The organism is Sphingomonas sp. R647, from assembly GCF_020177055.1.
Classification (GTDB): Bacteria; Pseudomonadota; Alphaproteobacteria; order Sphingomonadales; family Sphingomonadaceae; genus Sphingomonas.
The window spans coordinates 34021-56324 of sequence record NZ_JAIQXT010000008.1 but is presented as its reverse complement, the minus strand read 5'-3'; the positions used below and the strand labels follow the sequence as shown (position 1 = coordinate 56324).

Below are 22304 nucleotides of genomic sequence, written 5' to 3'. Positions count from 1 at the left end.
GCCGGGGCTGTCACCCCGGCTTTCCCGTAACCCAAAACCGTATCGAAGCCTTACTTCGACCGCTCCACCTGATCGAAGTCTAGCTCGACCGGCGTCGCACGCCCAAAGATCGAAACCGAAACCTTGACCTTCGACTTGTCGAAATCCAGTTCCTCGACCACGCCGTTGAAGCTCGCGAACGGGCCGTCCAGCACCTTGACCGAATCGCCGATCTCGTAATCGACCTTGATCTGCTGCTTGGGCGCGGCGGCGGCTTCTTCCTTGGTGTTCAGGATGCGCGCGGCTTCGGCTTCGCTGATCGGCTGCGGCTTGCCGCTGCTGCCCAGGAAACCCGTCACCTTCGGCGTGTTCTTGACCAGGTGATAGACGTCGTCGTTCATCGCCAGCTTGGCGAGGACGTAGCCGGGGAAGAACTTCCGCTCCGACTGCACCTTCTTGCCGCGGCGCACTTCGGTCACCGTCTCGACCGGAACCTCGACCGATTCGACCAGCGCATCGAGGCCAAGCCGCGTCGCATCGGCCAGGATCTGGTCCCGAACCTTGTTCTCAAAGCCCGAATAGGCGTGAATGATGTACCAGCGCGCCGCCATGGATTTTCCCGTTATCTGGCCGCTCAGCCCGCAAGGCCGAGAAGGAAGTTCACGATCGCGCCGAACAGACGGTCGACGCCAAAGAAGAAGAGGCCGAGCAGCGTCGCCATGATCAGCACCATGACCGCGGTCATGATCGTTTCCTTGCGGGTCGGCCACACGACCTTCTTGGTCTCGGCCTGCACCTGGCGCATGAATTCCAGCGGATTCGTCTTCGCCACTTTTGCCTCACGAATAAAATGCCCGGCTTCGGGACAGGTTTCTCCGCCCGGCTCCTCACTCAAGGAACCCGGCGAAACCCATCACGCTGTCGGATTGGGGACGCTATCTAGCGACTTGGGCAAAGGGGGGCAAGGGGCTTGGGGAGCGAGAAGCGCAACCCTGCAGCGCATCGCCCATTGGATGGCGGAGGGACCGTGAATGTCTGACGACGCATGGTCGAACCAAAGTTAGAGTCGGGGCATGTCTCTGGCGGTCTCGTTGCTTTTGCTGATCGGCGCTGCATCGCCCGGCGATGCCGATTTCGAGCGCTCGCGTGCTGCTGCACGCGCTGCAATGAAGGCGGGCGATTTGCAGCAGGCTGGCGCGTTGCTGCGTCGTGCGATCGATGCCTGCGCGCAGGCCGATCCAAGCGGGCGGCGGTGCATCGACCTGGTGCTGGATCAGGCCGATCTTGGCAAACGCATCGGCTTGCCACAGGATAGTGAGCGCGCTGCTCGCCATGCGCTATCGATCCTCGAACGCAACGGCATAGGCGCGAGCGCCCATAGGTTCGAGGCATTGAACTTCATCGCCATGGCGCTGGAGGATCGCGGCGATCCGGCCGCGGCAGAGGCCTATCATCGTCGCGCAGGGGACATTCTGCGCGCGCTGAAACCGCGCAACCCCGACCTTGAGGCGCTTCACTACGCCAACCTGGCCTCCAATCTGGGATTCCGGGGCCGCCATGCCGAAGCAGAGGCGTTGCATCGCACTGCATTGGAAATGGAGCAGCAACGGACCCGGCCGAATGACCGGGCGATTGCCACGACGATGACCAATCTCGCACAAAGCCTGATGGCTCAGGGCAAATTTGCGCTGGCGGAGCCCTATCTTCACGATGCGTTGCGGAAAAACCTCGCACGATTGTCGCCAAACGATCCAGAACTCGCGCGCACTTACAACGCGCTCGCCGAAATCAGACGGAATCAGCGGCGCTATCGGGAGGCAGGCGACGATTATCTGAAGGCACTGACGATCCTTGAACGGTTCGGAGAACATCCCGGCCTGATCCCGATCCTTGGTAATATCGGCCTCATGCTCAATCGGCAGAACATAGACGGTGAGCGCTATTTTCGGCGTGCCTATGCGCTTGCCCGGCGCGTGCAGGGTGCCGACGGCACGCTGGTTGCGAAGGCGGCGGAGGCATTGGCGTATAATCAGGGGGTCAAGGGCAGCCGGGATGAGGCGCGCGCCTTGCTGATCGAAGCCTATCGTATCCGTTCGCTGCGGTTGGGAACGGAAGATCAGGAGCGGATCTGGGGCGCCTGGTGGCTGGGACTGACTTCAGAGGTCTGGGACCGCAATCCCGCGCAAGCGCGGGCGCTGTTCCGTGAGGCCACCGACGGCGCCCATGCGCGGATTGCGACCCATCGGGATTACTCAGTGGAAGCGCAGGGTGAAGCGCGGAACTTTGCGGAACTGTTCCGCGCGCGGGTCAGGGTCTCCTGGCAATTGGCAGATCGAACCCAACGGCCTTGACCGATGGTGGTCGCCGCTCGGCGAACTGCCCCTCACCGCAAATCCACAACCTCCACCACCGGCAGCGTCACCGTCGCCCCCTGCTCGTCCCAATGCCGATAATTGAACACCGACCCCTTACGCCGCACCCGCGCGACCTTCTCGGGGTCAATCTCTCCGAACACCCATCCCGGCGCATCGACCGCGCCCCGCGCCACCACGCCGTCGGCGGGAAAGCCCAGGTCCGGCGGGCCGTAAATCCCCGCCGCGCCATGGCTGGTGCCGAGCGATGGGGTCCATTCGGCATCCCCCACCACGGAAGACTGCACGACATAGCATTGGTTCTCCAGCGCCCGCGCCTGCGCCCCCACCCGCACGCGATGATAGCCGTGCAGCGTGTCGGTCGCCGATGGCGCGAGGATCAGGGTCGCCCCCGCCTCCACCTGCGCGCGGACCAGCAACGGGAATTCGACATCGTAACAGATCGCAATCCCGATCCGCCCCAGATCGGTGTCGAACACATGCAGCGGCGATCCCGCGCCGATATTCCAGATCTCGCGCTCGAACCGCGTCATCACGATCTTGCGCTGCGTGCCGCTCTTCCCGCTCGGCGCAAACAGCCGGGCATGGTTGCGGAACACCCCGTCCGCCTCACGCACCGGCAGGCTGCCCGCGCAGATATGGATGCCATGCCGCACCGAAAGCTCGACGTGCAGCGCATCGACCCGCTCAACCAGCGCCCCCATCGCCGCGATCGACCCGTGCAGATCCGCGACACTCGCCGCATCCTGCGCGGTCAGCTCCATCCCGGCATATTCGGGGAACACCGCAAGTTTCGCCCCGCCGTCCGCCGCCTCCGCCACCCAGCGCGCGATCTTCGCGGCATAATCATCCCACGCGATCAGCTGCTCAACCGGATAGGCGGAGGTGGCGAGAGTGAAGGCGGTCATAGCGCGCGACTCCAGAATTGCAGCGGGTGGGGCGTCTCGCCCACCGCGCCAATGTCCGACCAGTGCATCGTGCAGACAAGTCCCGGCACTTCGCGATAGCCGCGCGCGGTCCAGAACGCCGCATGGCTGCGCGCCTCCGCCGGTCGCATCGGATGATCGTCAGGCCGGATCACCGAACAGAAGGTGGCGTGAGTCGCCCCCGCCCGCCGCGCGCCTGCCTCGCGCTGGTCGAAAAACGCATGACCGATCCCGCGCCCGCGCCACTGCGGCAACAGCACCGATTCGCCGAAGTAAAAGGTCGTGGGAACATCGAACCCGTGCGTCGCCACCGGCTCCAGCACTGCAGCGCCCTGCGCCGCCAGCGGCGAGGCCGTCGCCATGCCGATAATGTCCGCGCCATCGAACGCCGCGACCAGCACCGCATGCGGCGCGGCGGCAAAGCTGGCGAGATACCCGCTCTCATACCCGGCATCGCCGTCATAGAGATACGGCCACTCGCGAAACACCGCGATCCGCAACCGCGCCAGATCGGCGATGCGGTCCTGCACCGCGCCGGGGTCGAGCGTGCGGACGCTGATGCTCATCCCCCGACCTGAGCGATCCAGTCGGCGAGGTTGTAATGGACCGACACGCGGGCGATTGCGCCGTCGCGAATCTCGAAAAACGCACCCGCAGGCAGGACATAGGTCTGCCCGGTCGCCGGTGGCAGCGCCGCGTCGCTCGCCAGATATTCACCGTGCACGACAAACTCCGCCGCCGCGCGCGTCCCGTCCGGCGCCGTCATCACCACGATATCGGCCAGCCGCTCGCGGTAACAGCGGTCCATATGCCCCAGAAAATCGCGGAACGCCGCCTTCCCGCTCTGCCGCCCACCCTGATTGATGTCGTGCGCGACATCCTCGGTCAGGCAGGCGAGCATGGCGTCACTGTCGCCGGCATTGAACGCCGCGTAATAGCGCTCGATCAGCGCTGCGGTGTCCTCGCGCCCGCTCAAATCAGGGTAATCACACCAAAGCCGCCGATCAGCAGCACCATCGCCAGCCAGCCGAGCAGCGTCAGCCGCTCCTCGATAAACGCCTGTACCGGCTCGCCCCAGCGATGGACGAGGAAGGCGAGCAGGTAGAAGCGGAAGCCGCGCCCGATGATCGCGAGGATCACGAACAGCGGGAAATTATAGCTGAAAAAGCCATTGGCGATCGTGATCAGCTTGAATGGCAGCGGCGTGATCCCCGCGGTCAGCGTGACCACCGCGCCCCATTCGTCATACAGCGCGCGCACCGTCTCGACCTTGCCGCCCAGATGATACAGGTCGATCACCCACTGGCCGATCGTGTCGAACAGGAAATATCCGATCGCATAACCGGCAATGCCGCCCAGCACCGATGCGACGGTACAAATGGTCGCGATCCAATAGGCGCGCTGGCGCTGTGCCAGCATCATCGGGATCAGCATCACATCAGGCGGAATCGGAAAAAAGCTCGATTCGGCAAACGACACCGCGGCCAGATAGCGGTCGGAGTGACGGTGCGCGGCGAGCTTCAGCGTCCAGTCATAGAGCGCGCGGAACATGCGGGGCGATACCTCTGCAAGGGAACCGGGGCGCGCCCGGGAAAGTGGCAGGGGAGCTCGGATTCGAACCGAGGGCCTTCGGTTTTGGAGACCGACGCTCTAACCAGCTGAGCTACACCCCTGTGCGGTGCCGCGCTTTAACGACGGTTCCGCAGCGCCGCAAGAGGCTCATTCACGCTTCATCGCTTGCCTTTGCGCCCCCGTGCGGTTAAGGGCGCGCGCTTCCACCGGATACCGTTGGAATTGCGGGAGCACCGGATCGCAAGTCCGGGGCGCTTGGACCGCTAAACTTGAACCGGACGCGGGCTTGTCCCCGTCCAGCGACAGAGTGAGAGCAATGGCAAAGAAAATTACGGGCTATATCAAGCTCCAGGTGCCTGCGGGCTCCGCCAACCCCTCGCCGCCGATCGGCCCGGCGCTGGGTCAGCGCGGCGTCAACATCATGGAGTTCTGCAAGGCGTTCAACGCGGCGACCGGCGAGATGGAAAAGGGCACGCCCCTCCCCACCGTCATCACCGTTTACGCTGACCGCAGCTTCAGCTTCGAAACGAAGCAGCCGCCGGCAACCTACCTCATCAAGAAGGCCGTCGGCCTCAAGTCGGGCTCGAAGGAGCCGGGCAAGGTGACCGCAGGCAAGATCACGCGCGCGCAGCTCGCCGATATCGCGACCGCGAAGATGAAGGATCTCAACGCCAACGATCTCGATGCCGCAACGCGCATCATCGAAGGCTCCGCCCGCGCGATGGGCCTCGAAGTGGTGGAGGGCTGAACCCATGGCTAAGCAGACCAAGAAGCAGAAGGCCCTGGCTGGCACCGTCGACCGCGAAAAGCTGTACGGCGTCGATGAAGCCATCGCACTGGCACAGAAGAACGCGACCTCGAAGTTCGACGAGACCATCGAAGTCGCGCTGAACCTGGGCGTCGATCCGCGTCACGCCGACCAGATGGTCCGTGGCGTCGTCACCCTCCCCGCCGGCACCGGCAAGACCGTTCGCGTTGGCGTGTTCGCCAAGGGCGCGAAGGCGGACGAGGCCCGTGAAGCGGGTGCGGACGTCGTCGGCGCCGAAGACCTGCTCGAGATCGTTCAGGGCGGCAAGATCGAGTTCGATCGCTGCATCGCGACCCCGGACATGATGGGTCTGGTCGGCCGCCTCGGCAAGGTGCTGGGTCCCAAGGGCCTGATGCCGAACCCGAAGCTCGGCACCGTCACCATGAACGTCGCCGAAGCGGTCAAGGCTGCCAAGGGCGGCCAGGTCGAATATCGCGTCGAAAAGGCCGGTATCATCCATTCGGGCATCGGCAAGGCGTCGTTCTCGGCCGCCGACCTGCGCTCGAACTTCGACGCACTGGTCGAAGCGGTGATCCGGGCCAAGCCGTCGGGCGCCAAGGGCAAGTATCTGCGCAAGGTCGCAGTCTCGTCCTCGATGGGCCCGGGCGTGAAGGTCGACGTCGCCGAGGTTTCGGCGCTCTGATCTTCGCAACCCATGCGAAACACGAAGAACCCCGGGGGCGACCCCGGGGTTTTTTGTTGCGCTCAGCCCGGCGTTCGATGACTGCGCCGTCGCCGCAGCCACAGCATCCAGCCGGTAATGACCAGCGCCGACGTCAGGAAACCGGATAAGAACACGATCCACCGCCCCGGCTCGCCCAGCGCCTGTCCGGAATGAAGCGGATATTGCCAGGCGAAGAAGACGTCGCCTGCGCTGTTCCCATTGTCATGCCGCTGGCCAAGAATACGCGCGTCGGTCATCGCGACATAGGTCCATAACCGCCCCTGATAATCGGGGTCGCGGGGATCGAAGGTCCGCACGGCATAAGCGGCATGATCGGGCAGCAGCCGCAAGCTGTGAACATGGGCACGGTCTTTAGTCACCGCCGCGATCGCGCGATCCAGGCCGATCGGCCGCTCCGGCGGGGCCACATCGGGCCAATGCTCATGCAGCCGTTCGCTGACCGGAGAGGCGATCGACACCACGACACGGCTGTCCCCCGGCCACGCCAGCGTCACCCCGGTCAATGCCAGCACGAACGTGACCGGCCAGCCCCACATGCCCGGCGCGCGATGCCAGTCGAACAATCGCCTCAGGCTGCCCGGCCGCCCGGCAACGGCAAAGGCGCTGCGCCATTTGGCCAGCACCGGCACCGCCAGCCACAACGCAATCAGGTGATCGATCAGCCAGGCCAGCGAGACCAGTCCGAAGAACCATGTCATCCACTCACCCGCCAGCAGATCGACGTGCAGGCCGTAGAGGATGTCCATGATGTGCCGCCGGTCGAGCGCCAGCTTGCCGCTTTCGCGCCACCCGAGCGTGCGTCCGTCACGCGGGTCGGCGAAGATCTGCACCGCACGCGGCCGCCCCTCACCGATCGGGGCGCGCCCCAGCATCCAGATCGTGCCGCGCGGATGCGACGGCATCAGGACGTTGTTCGGCGCAAATCCCGGCAGCGCCGCCTGCGCCCGCGCCACGGCCCGATCGACTGGCGCATAACGCTCGGCAGCGACCGGGATGCTGCGCAGGTCGGGGTTCAGCCAGCTGTCCAGCTCGTCGTAAAAGGTGATCGCCGATCCGGTCACCGCGAGCAGCAACAGCCACAAGCCGCCCAGAATGCCGAACCAGCGATGCCATGCCCGCGCGAACGGGCGCCAGCGCCGCGATCGAGGCGCCCCCGCCTCCATCAGTAGCGGAACGAGACGCCGAGACGGATGTTGCGGCCCGGTTCGGGCAGGCCCTGCACGATCTCATAGCCCGGAATGCCGCTATAATCGCCGACGCTGGCATGCGCGCGATACTGCTTGTCGAACAGATTATAGACTGCGGCCTGCAACTCCACGGTGTCGGTACCGAACGGGCGCCAGCTGCCGAACAGATCAACCACCGTATAGCCGGGCTTGTCGATGAACTGGGTGGTGGGAATGAACCCCAGTTGCTGTTCGCGGAACAGCACCTCGATATCATTCAGATCTTCGTAGCGGGTCACAGTCGCGCGCAGGCTGAGGCTGGATGACGGATCGAATGCCGCGCTCACTGCCCAATTGTCGCCGACCGAATTGCCGAGCGCAATCTGCTCATACCCCTCGATCAGGCGGTCGTTGAGGCGCGAATCATAATGGTTGTAATAGCCATCGATCGAGAACGGCCCGATGCGATAACCGGCGCGCAGCTCGAATCCTTCCGCCCGGAACGTGCCGACATTCTCGTAATAGGTCGAGGATTGCGGCGCCGGGCCAGAGCCCAGCTGGTCGAGCACCACGTCGCGAATCTTGGTGCGGTAATAGACCGCGGATGCGGTGACGCCGTCACGTTGGTACTTCACGCCGCCCTCGATATTGTCGACGCGTTCGGGGCGCAGGCCAGGGGCCAGCGAAATCCGGCCCGGCCGCTGCTCCAGCGTGAACGCGTCACCGATTTCCTTGCCGCGAAACGCCTCGGCATAGCCGGCATTGAGCGACAGGCCCGGCATCACCTCCAGCGTCGCGCCAGCGTTGACGCTGACGCCATCGCTGTCGATCCCGCTGCGATAGGTGACCTGGTCGAGGTCATAGGCGTCATAGCGCGCGCCAAAGCTGAGCAGCAGCGGTTCGATCACTTGCCAGCGATCCTGCAGATAGACGCCCGACAGCGAACCCTTTTCCACGAACTGGCCAACGGCCGGGTTCCACGCCCAGGGCTGCCACACTGCCGGCGCCGCAAGATATTCGCTGAGAACCCGGTCCGACCGGTGCTCGAACCCGACCGTCACGTCGTGCCCACCCTTGCGGATACGCGCGCGGGCATCGAAGCCCCAGCTTTCGATATCGGCGCCGTACAGCCCCCAGCGGTCATAGCGATCCTGGGTGAATTCGCTGCGCGTCCAATATCCCGTCGCCTCGATGTCGATCCCCGCACCGGTATCCAGGCCATAATTGGCGATGGCGGTCTTGCGCGTCCCCTCGACCCGGAACAAGCGGTCGGCGACGCGCACGGGCCAGTTGGGCCGCTGGCCAAACTCGCCTTCTTCCTCACGCTGCTCATAGCTGAGCGTCAGCCGATGCCCGCCGCCCAGTTCGCCACCCAGCTTGACGAAGCCGAGCTGTTGCTTGGCCCCGGTACCGCGCCGCGTGGTCCCGTCGCCATCGCGGAAATCTTCACGATCGACATGAACGAACGACCCCAGGATGCCGATGTCCCCGGTCAGGCGCCCATAGACCGTGCCCGACAGCTTGTAGCCGTCGTTGCTGAACCAGCCGGCCTTGGCGATGGCGCCATAGTCGCGCCCTTCCCGCAACAGGTCGACCGGGTCCACGGTACGGAACCGGATCGCGCCGCCGATCGCGCCGAAGCCCGAATCCGCTTCCCCTGCACCGGCCTGCACCTGCACTGTCTTGAGCAGTTCCGGCTCGATGCTGACGCGGCCGACATGGTGGAACAGCGTCCCGCGCTGCGGCGCGCCGTCGATCGTCACGTTGAGCAGCGAATCCTCGAGCCCGCGGACATAGATTTTCTGCGCGATCCCAAGCGAACCGCCCACCGCCACCGAAGGAACGTTGCGAAACAGGTCACTCAGGTCGTTGGCCTGGGTCGCCTGAATATCCTGACGATTGAGTGCGACGCTGGTCAGCGCGCCGACGACCACCACGACGTCATCGGTTTCGCTTTCGGCCTCTGCGGTCGTGTCGGCCGCCTGCTGCGCATGGGCGGTCGAAAGCGTGGCAAGCATCGCGGCGCCGAGCATCAACGCGGCATGGGCGGTCTTCATCGTCATCAAGGTTCCCCGGTCATTTTCGGGCGCGCCCTAGGTGTTATTGCGACTTATTGTCAATAGCGGAATGGCCTGTTCGGATACCGACGACCCGCCCCCTCGCCAAACGCGATAAACTTCGCTATGGGGCAACGCTTCCGCGCCTGCACCTTTCTGCCGCGCGACCTATTGTGAGCTACATGACCTTTCCACATCTCCCCCCACGCCTCGCCGAGGCGCTGACCCAGCGCGGTTACGAAGCGCTGACCCCCGTTCAAGCCCAGGTGACGCAGGACGATGCGCGCGGCCGCGACCTGCTCGTCTCGGCTCAGACCGGCTCGGGCAAGACCGTCGCCTTCGGCCTTGCCATGGCCGAAGACCTGCTGGTCGATGGCGACCTTCCCGCGCCGCGCCTGCCGCTGGCGCTTGTGATCGCCCCCACGCGCGAACTGGCGCTTCAGGTCGCCAAGGAACTGGGCTGGCTCTACGCTGCCGCAGGCGCGCGGGTCGCCACCTGCGTCGGCGGCATGGACGCCTCGCGTGAGCGGCGCGCGCTGTCACATGGCACGCATATCGTCGTCGGCACGCCGGGCCGCCTGCGCGACCATCTGGAGCGCGGCGCGCTCGACCTCTCCGCGCTCAAGGTCGCGGTGCTCGACGAAGCCGACGAGATGCTCGACATGGGCTTTCGTGAGGAACTGGAGGCGCTGCTCGACGCGACCCCGACCGAACGCCGCACCTTCCTGTTCTCCGCCACGCTCGCCAAGCCGATCGTTGCGCTGGCCAAGCGCTATCAGCGCGACGCGCACCGCATCTCGACCGTCGGCGAGGATCGCGGCCATGGCGACATCGCCTATCAGGCGATCGCCGTCGCGCCGTCCGACATCGAACATGCCGTGATCAACCTGCTGCGCTTTCACGAGGCGGAAACGGCGATGCTGTTCTGCGCGACGCGCGACAATGTCCGCCACCTCCATGCCGGTCTGACCGAGCGCGGCTTTTCCGCCGTCGCGCTGTCGGGTGAGCATAGCCAGAACGAACGCAACGCCGCGCTTCAGGCGCTGCGCGACCGCCGCGCACGCGTCTGCGTCGCGACCGACGTCGCCGCACGCGGCATCGATCTGCCGACGCTCAGCCTGGTCGTGCATGTCGAACTGCCCCGCGATGCCGAGGCGCTTCAGCACCGTTCGGGCCGCACCGGCCGCGCGGGCAAGAAGGGCACCGCCGTGCTCATCGTCCCCTATCCGCGCCGCCGCCGCGTCGAAATGACGCTGAAGCAGGCCAAGATCAACGCCGAGTGGCTCCCCGTCCCCAGCGTCGAGGACATCAAGGCCAAGGACCGCGACCGCCTGATCGAAAAGATCACCGCCCCGGTCGAGCAGGACGAGGATGATCGCGCCCTCGCCGCCGAGCTGATGGAAAAGATGACGGCGGAGGATATCGCCGCCGCTCTGGTCCGCGCGCACCGCGCATCGATGCCCGCACCCGAAGAGCTGATCGACCGCGGCCCCGGCGAAGGCCGCGACACGCGCGGCGCGGTCCACCGCCCCGGCTTTGACGACACGGTGTGGTTCAGCATGAATGTCGGCCGCCGCCAGAATGCCGATCCGCGCTGGATCCTGCCGCTGATCTGCCGTCGCGGCCATGTCACCAAGAGCGAGATCGGCGCGATCCGCATCGGTGCCGGCGAAACCCGCTTTCAGGTCCCGAGCGCGATTGCCGACCGCTTCATGCGCGAAGTCGCCAAATCGGCGGGGCCGGACGAGGATGTGCTGATCGAGCGCGCCGACGGCCCGCCGCCTCCGGGCACGCGCGGCGACCATGAACCGCGTCAGGGCCGGCCGCGCGACCACAGCCGCCCGATGCACCGCGCCCGTCCTGCCGGTGGCCCGGGCGCTGCCCGCTCGCCCAAGCCCCATCGCGGCAAACCGCCGAAGAAGTGAGTCCCTTAAAGCCCCTCCCCTTCAGGGGAGGGGCTAAGGAAGACGCTATGACCGCCCCCCTCCACATCCTGGTCGACGCCGACGCCTGCCCGGTCAAGGACGAGATCTACAAGGTCGCGTGGCGGCGCGAGGTAGCGGTCACGATCGTCGCCAACAGCTTCATCCGCATCCCCGATCACCCTCTGATCGCGCGTGAGATCGTCTCGGACGGCTTCGACGCGGCGGATGACTGGATCGCCGAACGCGCCGGGCCGAAGTCCGTGGTGATCACCGCCGACATCCTGCTCGCCGACCGCTGCCTCAAGGCGGGCGCAGTGGTCCTCTCCCCCACCGGCAAGCCGTTCACGACCAGCTCGATCGGCGCGGCCATCGCCACCCGCGCGATCATGGCCGACCTGCGTGCAGGCGGCGACCAGATCGGCGGCCCCGCCCCGTTCGGCAAACAGGACCGCTCGCGCTTTCTGTCCGCGCTGGACGAGGCATTGGTCCGGCTCGCCAGGACTTGACCCCCACCCCCCGGGGGGTAAGAGGCACCCCGAACACCGGGTCTGCCCGGTGCGGCGCGCCGCCTCTTACGGGTTTCCGGCCTGCGCGCCCGTCCATTCCGAGCCCGCACGCATGGAGACTCCCGCATGGCGTGGATCATCCTCGGCATTGCCGTGTTCACCGAAATCATCTGGGCATTGAGCCTGAAATGGGCCGCAACCGCCGGCACCTGGCAGTCGGCGATCGTGCCGATCGTGCTCAGCTTCCTCAACATGGCGCTGCTCGCGCTGGCGATGCGCGACATCCCGGCGGGGACCGCCTATGCGATCTGGACCGGGCTCGGCGCGGTCGGGGTCATCATCGGCGGTGTGATCCTGTTCGGCGACAAGGTGACGCTGGTACAGGCGGGGTTCATGGCGCTGATCGTCATCGGCGTCGCCGGGACCAAGTTGAACGCGACGGTGTAATCGGGCGCGTCGGCGGGTGACAACCGCCGACGCCCGCCCTATCATCTCCCGCACCGGTGATAAGGAAGCAGTTTTCGATGTTCGCACGAACCGGGCCGCATCTGGTCGCGGCCTCTTTGGCGCTCTCAGCCGCGATTCCCGCGCTGGCGCAGACGGCTGCCCCCGCTCCATCGCCCAGCGCGACCCCGACCGGCGCGCCGCTTCAGGTCCAGCCGCTTCCCACCCCGCTCCCTTTGCCGACGGTCACGGCTGAACAAGCCGAGCAGCTGCGCCGCATCATCGTGCAGGGGCGGATCGCACAGGGGCTGCGCTATTCGACGCAGGCGGCGGAAATCCTGCCCGCCGATGACGTCGGTCTTGTCCGCGCCGCACTCGATTATGCCCGCGCGATCCATATCGGCCGGCTCGACACCGCCGACTTCCAGCAGGATTGGGCGCTGCGCCCCGCCGCATGGGATCCCCAGCCCGAATTCACCCGCGCGCTCGCCGAAAACCGACTGACGCAATGGTTCGCCGATCTCGCCCCGCCGTACGAGGGCTATGAGACGCTGCGCACCGGCCTCGCCCGCTATCGCCTGATCGAGGCGGCGGGTGGCTGGTCGGCGATCCCCGCCGGCCCCGACATGACCGTCGGTGCCACCGGCCCGCGCGTCGCCGCGCTGCGCGCCCGCCTCGCGGTCGAGGATGACAACGTCGCCCGCCTCGGCAACAGCTTCGATGCTGAGCTGAAAGAGGCGGTGATCCGTGCTCAGCGCCGCTACGGCCTCAATCCCACCGGCACCGTGTCGAGCGGCACGCTCGGCGCGCTCAACGTGCCAGTCGAGGCACGCGTGCGTCAGATCATGGCCAACATGGAACGCTGGCGCTGGATGCCCAAATCGATGCCGACCGACCGGGTTCAGGTGAACATCGCCTCAGCCAGCGTCGCGGTGTTCGAGGGCGACCGCCCGGTGATGTCGATGCGCGGCGTGACCGGAAAGCCCGGCGGCGGCGAGACGCCGATGCTGGTGTCCAACATCCATTCGGTGGTGGTGAACCCGCCCTGGAACGTCCCCGCCGGCATCGCCGCGCGTGAGCTGTTCCCCAAGGGCGACGCCTATCTCGCGCGCAACGGGTTCAAGGTGATCGGCACCGGCGCCAATCGCCGCCTGCAACAGGCACCGTCGCACTCGGCGCTGGGCAAGTTCAAGTTCGACTTCAACAACCCGTTCGCGGTCTATCTCCACGATACGCCGTCCAAGGGCACCTTCTCGCGCTTCGACCGGCTCGCCAGCCATGGCTGCATCCGGCTCGAACGCCCGGCCGACCTCGCCAATCTGCTGATGAAGGGCGATCCGGTGTGGACTCCGGAAAAGGTCGCCGAGACCGTCGCCGCGGGCAAGACCACGCGCGTGCCGCTGCAAAAGCAGGTCGCGGTCTATCTGCTCTACTGGACCGCTTATGGCAGTTCGAGCGGGACGATGAATTTCCGCGGCGATCCCTATAACTGGGACAAGGTGCTCGCATCCAAGATCGAGGCGCGCTCGGCTACCCAGGCCCAGGCCGCCCGCTGAACAGAACCGGGAGACACACAATGAACTATCGCCGCACGCTCCAGCTCGCCACCGCCCTCGCCGCCGCAGCCGCGCTCGCCGCCTGCTCGGGCGCGTCGGAGGAAACCGCACCGGTCGAGAACGAAGTCAACGCGATGGAGCTGACCGAAGACCTGCCCGAAGAGAATCTCGCGGAGCCGGCGCCGCTGGTTGTCGACAACACCGCGTCGGCTCCAGTCGCCGAACCCGCGCTGCCCGACGACGAGCAGATTCAGGACGACGCCGAATCGGTCGGCATGACCGCCCGCGTCCAGCGCGGCGACACCTCCGGCAACCAGGCCGCCCCGGCGGAGTGAGCCGAGCGGCGGGGCCTCGCGGCCCCGCCCCCCGCTTGACTCCTGTCCCCCACCCGCTATGAGCGCGCCTTCGCGTCGTGGGGAAACCTGCGCGCGTTCCGTCCGAGACAGTGGGTGTGCGGTATTTGGCCGCACTTAATTTCCCGCCAAGACGGGGACAGAGATTTACTCCGGTCGTATCCGCCTCGCGGGTCGTCCGGGTCAGCCCGCCGGACCCTTCCGGCCCTGACGATCATGCCCCCACGGACAATGGGGATCGGGCAGCCGCCCGGTTCCTGGCGTAACCGCTCCGGCCCTGGCCGGGGCATAGTGAGGAGACAGGCATGGATCGTTCTCAGAAGACCCAGGCCGTTGCCGAGCTGAACAGCACCTTCAACGAGGTCGCAGTGGTGGTCGTCACCCGCAACCTCGGGATGACCGTCAAGCAGTCGACGGACCTCCGGAACAAGGCGCGTGCAGCTGGCGCGAGCTACAAGGTCGCAAAGAACCGCCTTGCCAAGATCGCGATCGAGGGCACCGATTATGCGGTGCTCGCGGACCTGTTGACGGGTCCGACGGCGCTTTCCTATTCGACCGATCCGGTTGCCGCCGCCAAGGTGGTCGCCGAATTCGCCAAGACGAACGACAAGCTCGAAATCGTCGGCGGCGCAATGGGAAGCATGCTGCTCGACGCAGAAGGCGTGAAGGCACTCGCATCGCTGCCTTCGCTCGACGAACTGCGCGGCAAGATTGTCGGCCTGCTTCAGGCACCGGCAGCCAAGCTCGCGTCGATCACCCAGGCACCCGCGGCGCAGCTCGCCCGCGTGTTCAATGCCTATGCGGAGAAGGACGCGGCCTGAGCCGACGTTCATTTGCGATTTTTCGAACCAATCTGAATTTTTGAAGGGAATATCAAATGGCTGACCTGAACGCGCTTGTTGACCAGCTGTCGGAACTGACCGTCCTCGAGGCCGCTGAGCTGTCGAAGATGCTCGAAGAGAAGTGGGGCGTTAGCGCCGCTGCTCCTGTCGCGGTTGCGGCTGCTGGCGGCGCCGCCGCTGCTCCGGCTGCTGAAGAGCAGACCGAGTTCGACGTGATCCTCACCGGCGACGGTGGCAAGAAGATCAACGTCATTAAGGAAGTCCGTGCGATCACCGCGCTCGGCCTGACCGAAGCAAAGGCGCTCGTCGAAGGCGCACCGAAGGCCGTCAAGGAAGGCGTGTCGAAGGACGAAGCCGAGAAGCTCAAGAAGCAGCTCGAAGAAGCCGGCGCGACCGTCGAGATCAAGTAATCTCGCGGCTGCACCCGCAGCTTATGAAGGGGGCGGTCCGGCAACGGGCCGCCCCTTTTCATTTGGGGCATACCGACAAGCTGTTAGGGTGCGATCCGATGGAAGAAGACAGGCCCGTCAGCGTCGGCCTCGGCGGGGACCGCGACGAAATCGCGGCGATCGACGAGGTCGAGATCACGTTCGGCGTCACGCTCGATTATGCGGACGCGCCGACCTTGGCAAACCGCAGGCGACGTGTTCCGCTCGCTGCAGTCCCGCCTCCCCGCCGACGCCGCAAACGCCCCCGACACATGGGATCGGTTCGCCGCCGCGCTGACGCACGATACCGGCGTCGATCCGATGACGATCACGCCCGACAGTCCACTGCTCGATGAAGGGTCGTCGTGGCGCGGTCTCGGCAATCTCAGCAGGATGATGGGGGTACTGCTGATTGCCAGCGCGGCGATCATCGTCCTGCTGGTACTGGCCCTGCGTTAGGTTCCGTTCTGCACATTCGGCACATACCCACCCCGTCGCATTGGATGACCGAGAACGCTTCATCTGACTGATAACGAAAGATTTACCCGCTTCGATCAACGCTGATGCAGAGAGGAGCGCCCCATGACCCGAGCCCTGATCTGCGCCACGATCCTGATGATGTTCCAGACCGCCTGCAGCAGCGCCAACAGTCGCGATTTCGACAGCTCCGACCCAGTGCATTGCATGGTCATTTTTGGAATCGCCGCGAACAGCGCAAGGCAGATGGGGCAGCCCGCAATTGCTGACGAGATGACGAAACGCGTGTCGTTTCTCGCAGAACGCCACGGCGGCGCTGGCTGGATCAAGCAAATCACGCCCCGATCGCAGGAAGTGGGCCGAAAAATGGAGGCCGCGAACGACCAACGCGCGACGATCAAGCTCTTCGACGATTGCGTGGCGGCACAAGATGCCGACCCTCAGTTCCGCGCCAGGACTGGGCGCAAGTGAACTAAGCGAGAGCGGTCGCGCTTACCCCGCATCTTTAGGCACGTAGCGCTTCGCCGCCAGCCGCCCGAACCCATCCGCCGCACGCTCGACCCATAGCGGCCCGAGCCGATCGCTACCCGGCGCAGGCACAGTGCCGATCATGAAGCTGTCGCGCAGCGTGCGGATCGACAGGCCGGCATACCATTTCAGCGCGACCGGCACGATCGGCACGAACATCGGCTTGCCCTGAACATTAACGACCCGCATCTGGTCACCCGACTGGTTGACCTGCCCCTTGAGCATATGGATGCCGCCCGGCGCGATGCTGAACGGCTCCGACCCCGGCGCCATCCGCGCCGCGCCGTGGAAGCCCGCGATCTGCGCGTCCTGATCCGGATTGGCGGCAAACAGCGCGAGCACGGCGCGGACATTGTCGGCGGATTCCGGCCCGCGATTCTGGATGTACAGCTCGAAATCGATGCTCACCATCCCGTCGCGGATCGCCGCGCGCAGCGGGCGGATCTCGGTCACCAGCGGACCGGGCGGCGGCGGTACCGGCGCCATCACTGGCGCTGCGGGCGCTGGACGGGGTGCGGCAGCGGGTTGTGGCGCAGGACGCGGCGGTGTCGTCACACCCGCCCGCGCGGGCGGCCCCGGCGTCGGCGGCGCGGCGATCACCGGCGTCTCGGCAACCTCAACCTCGGCCTCCTCGTCACGGCGGCGGCGGCGTCGCCCGGCAATCGCGATCCCGGCGACCAGCCCCACGACCAGCGCAGCAGCCGCGCCAAGGGCGGGCCACAGCCATGCTGGCAGGGTGTCCGATGCCGCATCGGGCGTGACAGCCGAACTGGCCGCGGGCGCCACCGCCCCCGGCATCCCCCCCGGCTGCGGCGTCGCCACCGGAGTGAAATCAGACGGCCCGAACCGCGTCGGGCTCGCCTGCGGCGTTGGCTGAGCCTCAGGCTGCGCACTCGGCCGGGCAGCAGGCTGAGTCGCGGCTGGACGCGGCGACGGCGTTTCGCGCGGTTGGATCGGCACCGGCGTCACCGTCGGCTGCGGCGCTGGCGTCGGCGTGGGAGTCGCGCGCGGCGTCGGATTGGGGTTGATGTCGAAATCACCGATCGGCGGCGTGATGATCGTCGGCCGCTGGTCGCTCTGGGCAACAGCGGGGCTCGCAAGCAGCAGGATCAGGGTCAGCGCGGTGGTCGCGCGAAGGGTCGTCGCAGTCACCCGCCGCGCCTAGCATGGAGAAGGCGGACCCGCGCATCAAAAAATGCGCAGGCCCGCCGGAAAAGCGACCCGCCCCGGCGCAAACCGGGGCGGGACAGGGATTTCAGGTCAGACCTTGGCCGGAACGCCGACCAGTTCGGCCTCGATATCGGCATACATCGACGGATCGTCCTGGATCGCGATCGGCTCGAGATGCGTGCCGCCATTGCTGCGCCCGATGCGGAACGCGGCGGCAGTGCGCCCCTCGCGTCCATCGGGCAGGCGGTAGCGGGCATCGGCGACCAGGACCGGGGTAAACCCCGCATCATCACCCGCGATTGCGTCGACCGCATCGCGCGACATCGTCACCATCGCCTCCAGCGTGGTCCCGTCACCCGGCGCGATCGTCTGCGCATCCACGCTCGAATCGGCGGGCGGGTTGATCAGCATCCGCTCAATCTCGCTCTGCTGCGCGGCATGTTCGCCGAGCATGAACGCACCGATCCGGACATGGTCGGCGGGCGAACCACCGGCATTGGCGACGGTCAGCTCGAACCCGACGGTCGCACCGCGACGGCTCATGCCGGCACGGATCGGACGCATCGCCAGCTCAAGCTGCGGACGCCCGCCCGCTGGCTTGGCACCGCCGACCATCGCGGCAATATCCGCCGGATCAGCGTCGACCAGCTCAGCATTTTCGAGCGCCGGCTTGGCCTCGTCGGGCTTCACCTTCGTAACAGGCGCCGCACGCTCCGCCAGTTCGGGCTCGCGGCGTGGGGCGATGAACGCGGGTGCTGCGGCCACCGGATTAGCGTCGAGACGCTCAATCAGCGGATCGGGCTTGACTCGCTCGGCAACGGGCGTGCGAACAGGCTCGACCGGCGCAGCGACCGCAACCTCTTCCTCAAGATAAGGCTCATCCTCGCGGCGACGACGCAGCAGCATCGCGCCAGCGATCAGCGCGGCAACGCCGCCCAACGCCGCCAAGATCAGCCACGTCGTGCCGCCACCATCGGTGGCCGACGCGACCGGCTCGGGCGCGACCTCCGTCGCGACCGGATCGGCAACCGGCGGCGCGGCCTGCGTCACGGGCTCAGCCGGCACCGGGGCAGCGGGTGCAGCCTCGGGCGCAGCAGCGACCGGCGCAGCCGGAGCGGCACGCTGTGGCGCCTCGACCGAACGCGTCGGACGCGCCTCAGCCCGGGCAGCAGCGGCACGCTCGCGCGCCTCCTGCTGCGCCTGCTCGGCGACTCCGGGAGCGATCGTCGTACGCGACTCACCCGAAGGCGGAGTCTGCGCGACCGGAGCCTGAACCGGCGGCGGCGTCACCGGAGGGGCCGGGGCCGGCGCAGGCTGGCTTGGCACCAGCACGGTCGGCGGTGCCACCGTCTCCTGCGCCATGGCGGTTGCGGGGAGAGCGGCGGCGGCAAAAAGCAGCGCCACTGCTCGGCGAAGCGCGGGTCGCGCATGATGTGCTGTGTGGGTCATAACGGGGGGTCAACAAGTGGAACCCGCAATTCGTCGCAGCCAGACCTCAAAATTGCGGCGAGTTGTTAGCCGGTATCGGCCAGTCGATGATTCAGCATTACTCGAAAACAAACGGGGACGACTTGCGCCGCCCCCGTGAGTAGTTGAACCTCAACATGAACAATCGTTCAGGGAACGGTCACCGTCTTGAACTCGACACCCTTTAGTTCGGGCAATGCCTGAAGCTGCGGCGTGACAACCTTCAGATCACCGACGACCACCAGCGTCATCTTGTCGATCGGCAACCGCTTCGCCGCTTCGCTGATCTGCGCATTGGTCACCCCCAGCGTCGCCGGGACATAGTTGTCGAGCCAGTCGCGCGGCAGGCCCAGCGCATCGCGCGTCGCCAGCGTGTTGACCAGCGCGCCCGGCGTCGAGTTCTGGATCGCGAACAGCCCGGCCATATATTGCCGCATGCCGCCGGCTTCCTCGTCGCCCGGCGGGGTGGTCTGCAACTCACGGATCTCCTTGAACACCTCGGTCAGTGACGGCCCGGTCGCGGTCGTCGTGACATCGGCGTTGAAGCTCCACACCGCATTGGTCGGCAACAGCGCGACGCTCGACCCCGGCGAGTAGGTGTACCCCTTATTCTCGCGAATATTGCGCGTGATGCGCGAGCTGAACGCTCCGCCCAGCAGCGCATTCATCACCCGCGTCGGGATGTCGCCCGGCGTTCCGGCGTCGGGCGCAGGAAACACCAGGTTGATCGTCGATTGCGGCGAACCCGGACGGTCGATCAGCAGCACTTGCGGCCCGACCTTTGGATTGACCGGGATCAGCGCCCGCTCCGGCCCCGCGGTCCAGCCGCCGAACGCCTTCTCGACCGCCGCCTTCACCGCCGCCGCGTCGAAGCGCCCGGCGATGTAGAGGTGCGACCGCTTTGCGCCGAAGTTCGCGGCATGCCACGCCTTCAGCTTGGCGGCGTCATAGGCGTTAAACTGCGCCGGGGTCGGCAGCACCCGGCCATAGGGGTGGTCGGTGCCGTAATAGGCGCGCGTCACCGCAGCGTTGGCCAGCGTCCCCGGCTGGGTCAGCGCGATCGCGAGGCGGCGGTTCCAGTTCGCCTTGACGCGCGCCAGCTCGGCCTCGGGAAAGCTCGGCCGCTGCGCGACATCGGCGACCAGCCCGATCGCGTCGACCGTGCGCTCCGACAGGACGTTGATCGACACGCCGGATGACGTCGAACCCGACCCGGTCCCGATCCCGCCACCCATCTCAGCCGCCTTTTGCGCGATCTGCGCCGCGGTCATCCCCGCCGCGCCCTCCCGCATCATGTCGAGCGTCAGGCCCGACAGCCAGGTGTCCGGCCCCTCATTGATCGACCCGGTATAGGTCTGCAGCGACACCACCGCCTTGGGCACGACGCCATAGGGGATCAGCGTCACCTTCATCCCGTTGGCCAGGACATAGGTCTCGCTCGCCGGCACCTTGAACGGCTTGGGCGCCGGGATCGGCGGCGGGGTGGTCGGAAGCTCCTGCGCAGCAACGCCCATCGGCGCGGCGAGCAGGGCGGCAGCCGTCAGGCTGGCGATCATGCGGCGCATCTCACTTGCCTCCTTGCTGAGCGGCGGGCGCGGCGGGCTGGGCCGCACCGGGGTCGATGACATAGATCGACCGGTTGGTCGGGCGCAGATATTCCTGCGCGGTCTTCTGGATCAGCTCCGGGGTCACCTTGGCGAACCCGTCCTCAAGGCCGTTGACCTTGTTCGGATCATTGTCGAACAGCGCATAGACGGCGAGCAGATCAATCAGGCCAATCCGCCCGGTCCCGTCGATCGTCGAATAGAGCGAGGACCGCATCTTGGTCCGCGCACGCGTCAGTTCCTCCGCCGTCACCTTCTTGGTGCGCAGCTCCTCGATCACCGCATCGACCGCGCCCTTGATCTCGTCGCGGCTGCGGTTGGCGTCATGCGTGAAGTTGAAGCTCCACAGCATCGGTCCCTGATAGTTGAACATGTTGCCCAGCGGGTTGTTGATCCCGCCGCTCACCTCGCCCGCAATCCCCGTCTCGGCGACCAGCTTGCGGTACAGGCGGCTATCCTGCCCCTTGACCAGCATCTGGTCGATCAGACCCATCGCGAACCATTCGGGCGTGCCGCGTGCAGGAACATGGTACCCCGCCGCCCAGCCGGGCTTGGGCGCCAGACGGTCGGTGCGCGCGCGATACTTCTCTTCGGTCTGGCGCGGCTCGCTGATGTCGGGCAGCTTGACCGGCGGCGCCTTGGGCATCCAGCCATAATATTTCTCGACCATCGCCTTGGTCGCGGCATAGTCGATGTCGCCCGACACCACGAGCACGGCGTTGGACGGCTTGTAAAAGCTGTCGAAGAACTGCTTGGCGTCAGCAACCGTCGCCGCCTCGATCTCCTTCAGCTCCCCGTAGAAGTTATGGCTGTTATACCAGTTGGTATTGGCCAGCATCGGCAGGTCGATCCACGGCCACGTGCTGTACGGCTGGTTGAGGACGTTGACCTTCACCTCGTTGCCGACAACGCCCTGCTGGTTCTTCAGCACCTCGTCGTCGATCACCGGCGCGGACATGCGATCCGCTTCCAGCCACAGCATCCGCTCCAGCGCGTTCGACGGCACCACCTCGAAATAGTTGGTGAAGTCGTAGCGGGTCGATCCGTTCAGGATGCCGCCGGCATTGCTGATCGTGCTGATATGCACGCCCTTGGGCGCATTCTTCGATCCCTGGAACAGCAGATGCTCGAACAGATGCGCAAAGCCGGTGCGTTCGCGCGGTTCGATACGGAAGCCGATGCCGTAGTAGACGCCGACGGTTACCGTCGGGCTCAGCGTGTCCTTCGCCAGCACCACGCGCAGCCCGTTGGGCAGCGTGAAATACTGCATCTCGACCTTGAGCTTCGCCGGCGCGGTCTGCGCAGCGGCAGGCGCGGCGGCCAGCCCGAGCGGCAGTGCCGCCCCGGCCAGCGCGAGCGCTGTGATCCATCGTTTCACGGTCATGGTGATCCCCTCACTTGATCCTATGTGTATGAGGCTACCAGTACAGTCCGCAAAG

The 22304-nt window shown here is 66.2% G+C and carries 24 protein-coding genes and 1 tRNA gene; 12 read left to right on the top strand and 13 right to left on the bottom strand.

From position 1 onward, the window contains the following. Window positions 1–50 precede the first annotated feature (50 nt). Together nusG and secE are read right to left on the bottom strand one after the other, a co-directional pair. A complete protein-coding gene (gene nusG, locus K9B35_RS18260; protein ID WP_224923434.1) occupies window positions 51–590 on the bottom strand; it encodes a transcription termination/antitermination protein NusG in 540 nt (179 codons plus the stop codon). A gap of 23 nt (window positions 591–613) precedes the next feature. Then, on the bottom strand, window positions 614–811 hold the full coding sequence (secE, locus tag K9B35_RS18255) for a preprotein translocase subunit SecE (protein WP_224923433.1): 198 nt from the start codon (window positions 809–811) through the stop codon (window positions 614–616). Between the two features lie 241 nt (window positions 812–1052). Between secE and K9B35_RS18250 the strand changes: the two genes are divergently transcribed. Then, window positions 1053–2330, top strand: coding sequence for a tetratricopeptide repeat protein (locus K9B35_RS18250; protein WP_224923432.1), 1278 nt, complete (start codon window positions 1053–1055; stop codon window positions 2328–2330). A 32-nt stretch (window positions 2331–2362) separates the two neighbouring features. On the opposite strand, the gene K9B35_RS18245 is transcribed toward K9B35_RS18250, so the two are convergent. The 5 genes from K9B35_RS18245 to K9B35_RS18225 all read right to left on the bottom strand — a co-directional run bounded on the left by K9B35_RS18245 (window position 2363) and on the right by K9B35_RS18225 (window position 4950). Further along, complete coding sequence (locus K9B35_RS18245; RefSeq protein WP_224923431.1) at window positions 2363–3259, bottom strand: carbon-nitrogen hydrolase family protein; 897 nt, start codon at window positions 3257–3259, stop codon at window positions 2363–2365. Further along, window positions 3256–3843 carry a GNAT family N-acetyltransferase gene (locus tag K9B35_RS18240; protein WP_224923430.1) on the bottom strand — a complete coding sequence of 196 codons (588 nt, stop codon included), beginning with the start codon at window positions 3841–3843 and terminating at the stop codon, window positions 3256–3258. The genes K9B35_RS18245 and K9B35_RS18240 overlap by 4 nt, the downstream gene beginning before the upstream one ends. After that, a complete protein-coding gene (locus K9B35_RS18235) occupies window positions 3840–4253 on the bottom strand; it encodes a ketosteroid isomerase-related protein (RefSeq protein WP_224923429.1) in 414 nt (137 codons plus the stop codon). The genes K9B35_RS18240 and K9B35_RS18235 overlap by 4 nt, the downstream gene beginning before the upstream one ends. Beyond that, a complete protein-coding gene (locus K9B35_RS18230) occupies window positions 4250–4828 on the bottom strand; it encodes a YqaA family protein (RefSeq protein WP_224923428.1) in 579 nt (192 codons plus the stop codon). Before K9B35_RS18230 ends, K9B35_RS18235 begins: the two co-directional genes overlap by 4 nt. A 45-nt stretch (window positions 4829–4873) precedes the next feature. After that, window positions 4874–4950, bottom strand: a tRNA-Trp gene (locus tag K9B35_RS18225). A 215-nt stretch (window positions 4951–5165) separates the two neighbouring features. Here K9B35_RS18225 and rplK point away from each other — a divergent pair. Both rplK and rplA read left to right on the top strand, forming a co-directional pair. After that, on the top strand, window positions 5166–5597 hold the full coding sequence (rplK, locus tag K9B35_RS18220) for a 50S ribosomal protein L11 (protein ID WP_224923427.1): 432 nt from the start codon (window positions 5166–5168) through the stop codon (window positions 5595–5597). A 4-nt stretch (window positions 5598–5601) separates the two neighbouring features. Further along, complete coding sequence (rplA, locus tag K9B35_RS18215) at window positions 5602–6300, top strand: 50S ribosomal protein L1 (RefSeq protein WP_224923426.1); 699 nt, start codon at window positions 5602–5604, stop codon at window positions 6298–6300. 62 nt (window positions 6301–6362) lie between these two features. Here the strand turns inward: rplA and K9B35_RS18210 are convergent, their stop codons facing one another. Together K9B35_RS18210 and K9B35_RS18205 are read right to left on the bottom strand one after the other, a co-directional pair. Further along, complete coding sequence (locus K9B35_RS18210) at window positions 6363–7505, bottom strand: PepSY-associated TM helix domain-containing protein (RefSeq protein WP_224923425.1); 1143 nt, start codon at window positions 7503–7505, stop codon at window positions 6363–6365. After that, window positions 7505–9571 (bottom strand): TonB-dependent receptor domain-containing protein, encoded by a 2067-nt coding sequence (locus K9B35_RS18205; protein ID WP_224923424.1) that lies wholly within the window; start codon window positions 9569–9571, stop codon window positions 7505–7507. The genes K9B35_RS18210 and K9B35_RS18205 overlap by 1 nt, the downstream gene beginning before the upstream one ends. 176 nt (window positions 9572–9747) lie before the next feature. Here K9B35_RS18205 and K9B35_RS18200 point away from each other — a divergent pair, with 176 nt between their 5' ends. The 9 genes from K9B35_RS18200 to K9B35_RS18160 all read left to right on the top strand — a co-directional run bounded on the left by K9B35_RS18200 (window position 9748) and on the right by K9B35_RS18160 (window position 16567). Continuing rightward, the gene (locus tag K9B35_RS18200; protein WP_224923423.1) at window positions 9748–11490 is read left to right on the top strand and encodes a DEAD/DEAH box helicase; all 1743 of its coding nucleotides are present in this window, start codon (window positions 9748–9750) and stop codon (window positions 11488–11490) included. 47 nt (window positions 11491–11537) lie between these two features. Beyond that, on the top strand, window positions 11538–11996 hold the full coding sequence (locus tag K9B35_RS18195; protein WP_224923422.1) for a YaiI/YqxD family protein: 459 nt from the start codon (window positions 11538–11540) through the stop codon (window positions 11994–11996). Between the two features lie 126 nt (window positions 11997–12122). Further along, window positions 12123–12443 carry a DMT family transporter gene (locus tag K9B35_RS18190; RefSeq protein ID WP_224923421.1) on the top strand — a complete coding sequence of 107 codons (321 nt, stop codon included), beginning with the start codon at window positions 12123–12125 and terminating at the stop codon, window positions 12441–12443. Between the two features lie 77 nt (window positions 12444–12520). Further along, window positions 12521–13996, top strand: coding sequence for a L,D-transpeptidase family protein (locus K9B35_RS18185; protein ID WP_224923420.1), 1476 nt, complete (start codon window positions 12521–12523; stop codon window positions 13994–13996). A gap of 20 nt (window positions 13997–14016) precedes the next feature. Next, window positions 14017–14331: a hypothetical protein gene (locus tag K9B35_RS18180; protein ID WP_224923419.1), complete on the top strand. Its 315-nt coding sequence runs from the start codon at window positions 14017–14019 to the stop codon at window positions 14329–14331. Between the two features lie 323 nt (window positions 14332–14654). Beyond that, on the top strand, window positions 14655–15170 hold the full coding sequence (gene rplJ / locus K9B35_RS18175) for a 50S ribosomal protein L10 (protein ID WP_224923418.1): 516 nt from the start codon (window positions 14655–14657) through the stop codon (window positions 15168–15170). A gap of 56 nt (window positions 15171–15226) precedes the next feature. After that, window positions 15227–15601 carry a 50S ribosomal protein L7/L12 gene (gene rplL / locus K9B35_RS18170; protein ID WP_224923417.1) on the top strand — a complete coding sequence of 125 codons (375 nt, stop codon included), beginning with the start codon at window positions 15227–15229 and terminating at the stop codon, window positions 15599–15601. A 234-nt stretch (window positions 15602–15835) separates the two neighbouring features. Continuing rightward, complete coding sequence (locus K9B35_RS18165; RefSeq protein WP_224923416.1) at window positions 15836–16078, top strand: hypothetical protein; 243 nt, start codon at window positions 15836–15838, stop codon at window positions 16076–16078. Between the two features lie 123 nt (window positions 16079–16201). Next, complete coding sequence (locus K9B35_RS18160; protein ID WP_224923415.1) at window positions 16202–16567, top strand: hypothetical protein; 366 nt, start codon at window positions 16202–16204, stop codon at window positions 16565–16567. 21 nt (window positions 16568–16588) lie between these two features. On the opposite strand, the gene K9B35_RS18155 is transcribed toward K9B35_RS18160, so the two are convergent. The 4 genes from K9B35_RS18155 to K9B35_RS18140 form a co-directional block, all read right to left on the bottom strand. Then, window positions 16589–17776 (bottom strand): hypothetical protein, encoded by a 1188-nt coding sequence (locus tag K9B35_RS18155; protein WP_224923414.1) that lies wholly within the window; start codon window positions 17774–17776, stop codon window positions 16589–16591. A 108-nt stretch (window positions 17777–17884) separates the two neighbouring features. Continuing rightward, window positions 17885–19243, bottom strand: a complete 1359-nt coding sequence (locus K9B35_RS18150) for a hypothetical protein (protein WP_224923413.1) — start codon at window positions 19241–19243, stop codon at window positions 17885–17887. A gap of 167 nt (window positions 19244–19410) precedes the next feature. After that, window positions 19411–20826: a M16 family metallopeptidase gene (locus tag K9B35_RS18145; protein ID WP_224923412.1), complete on the bottom strand. Its 1416-nt coding sequence runs from the start codon at window positions 20824–20826 to the stop codon at window positions 19411–19413. A 1-nt stretch (window position 20827) separates the two neighbouring features. Continuing rightward, window positions 20828–22249, bottom strand: coding sequence for a M16 family metallopeptidase (locus tag K9B35_RS18140; protein WP_224923411.1), 1422 nt, complete (start codon window positions 22247–22249; stop codon window positions 20828–20830). Window positions 22250–22304 lie beyond the last annotated feature (55 nt).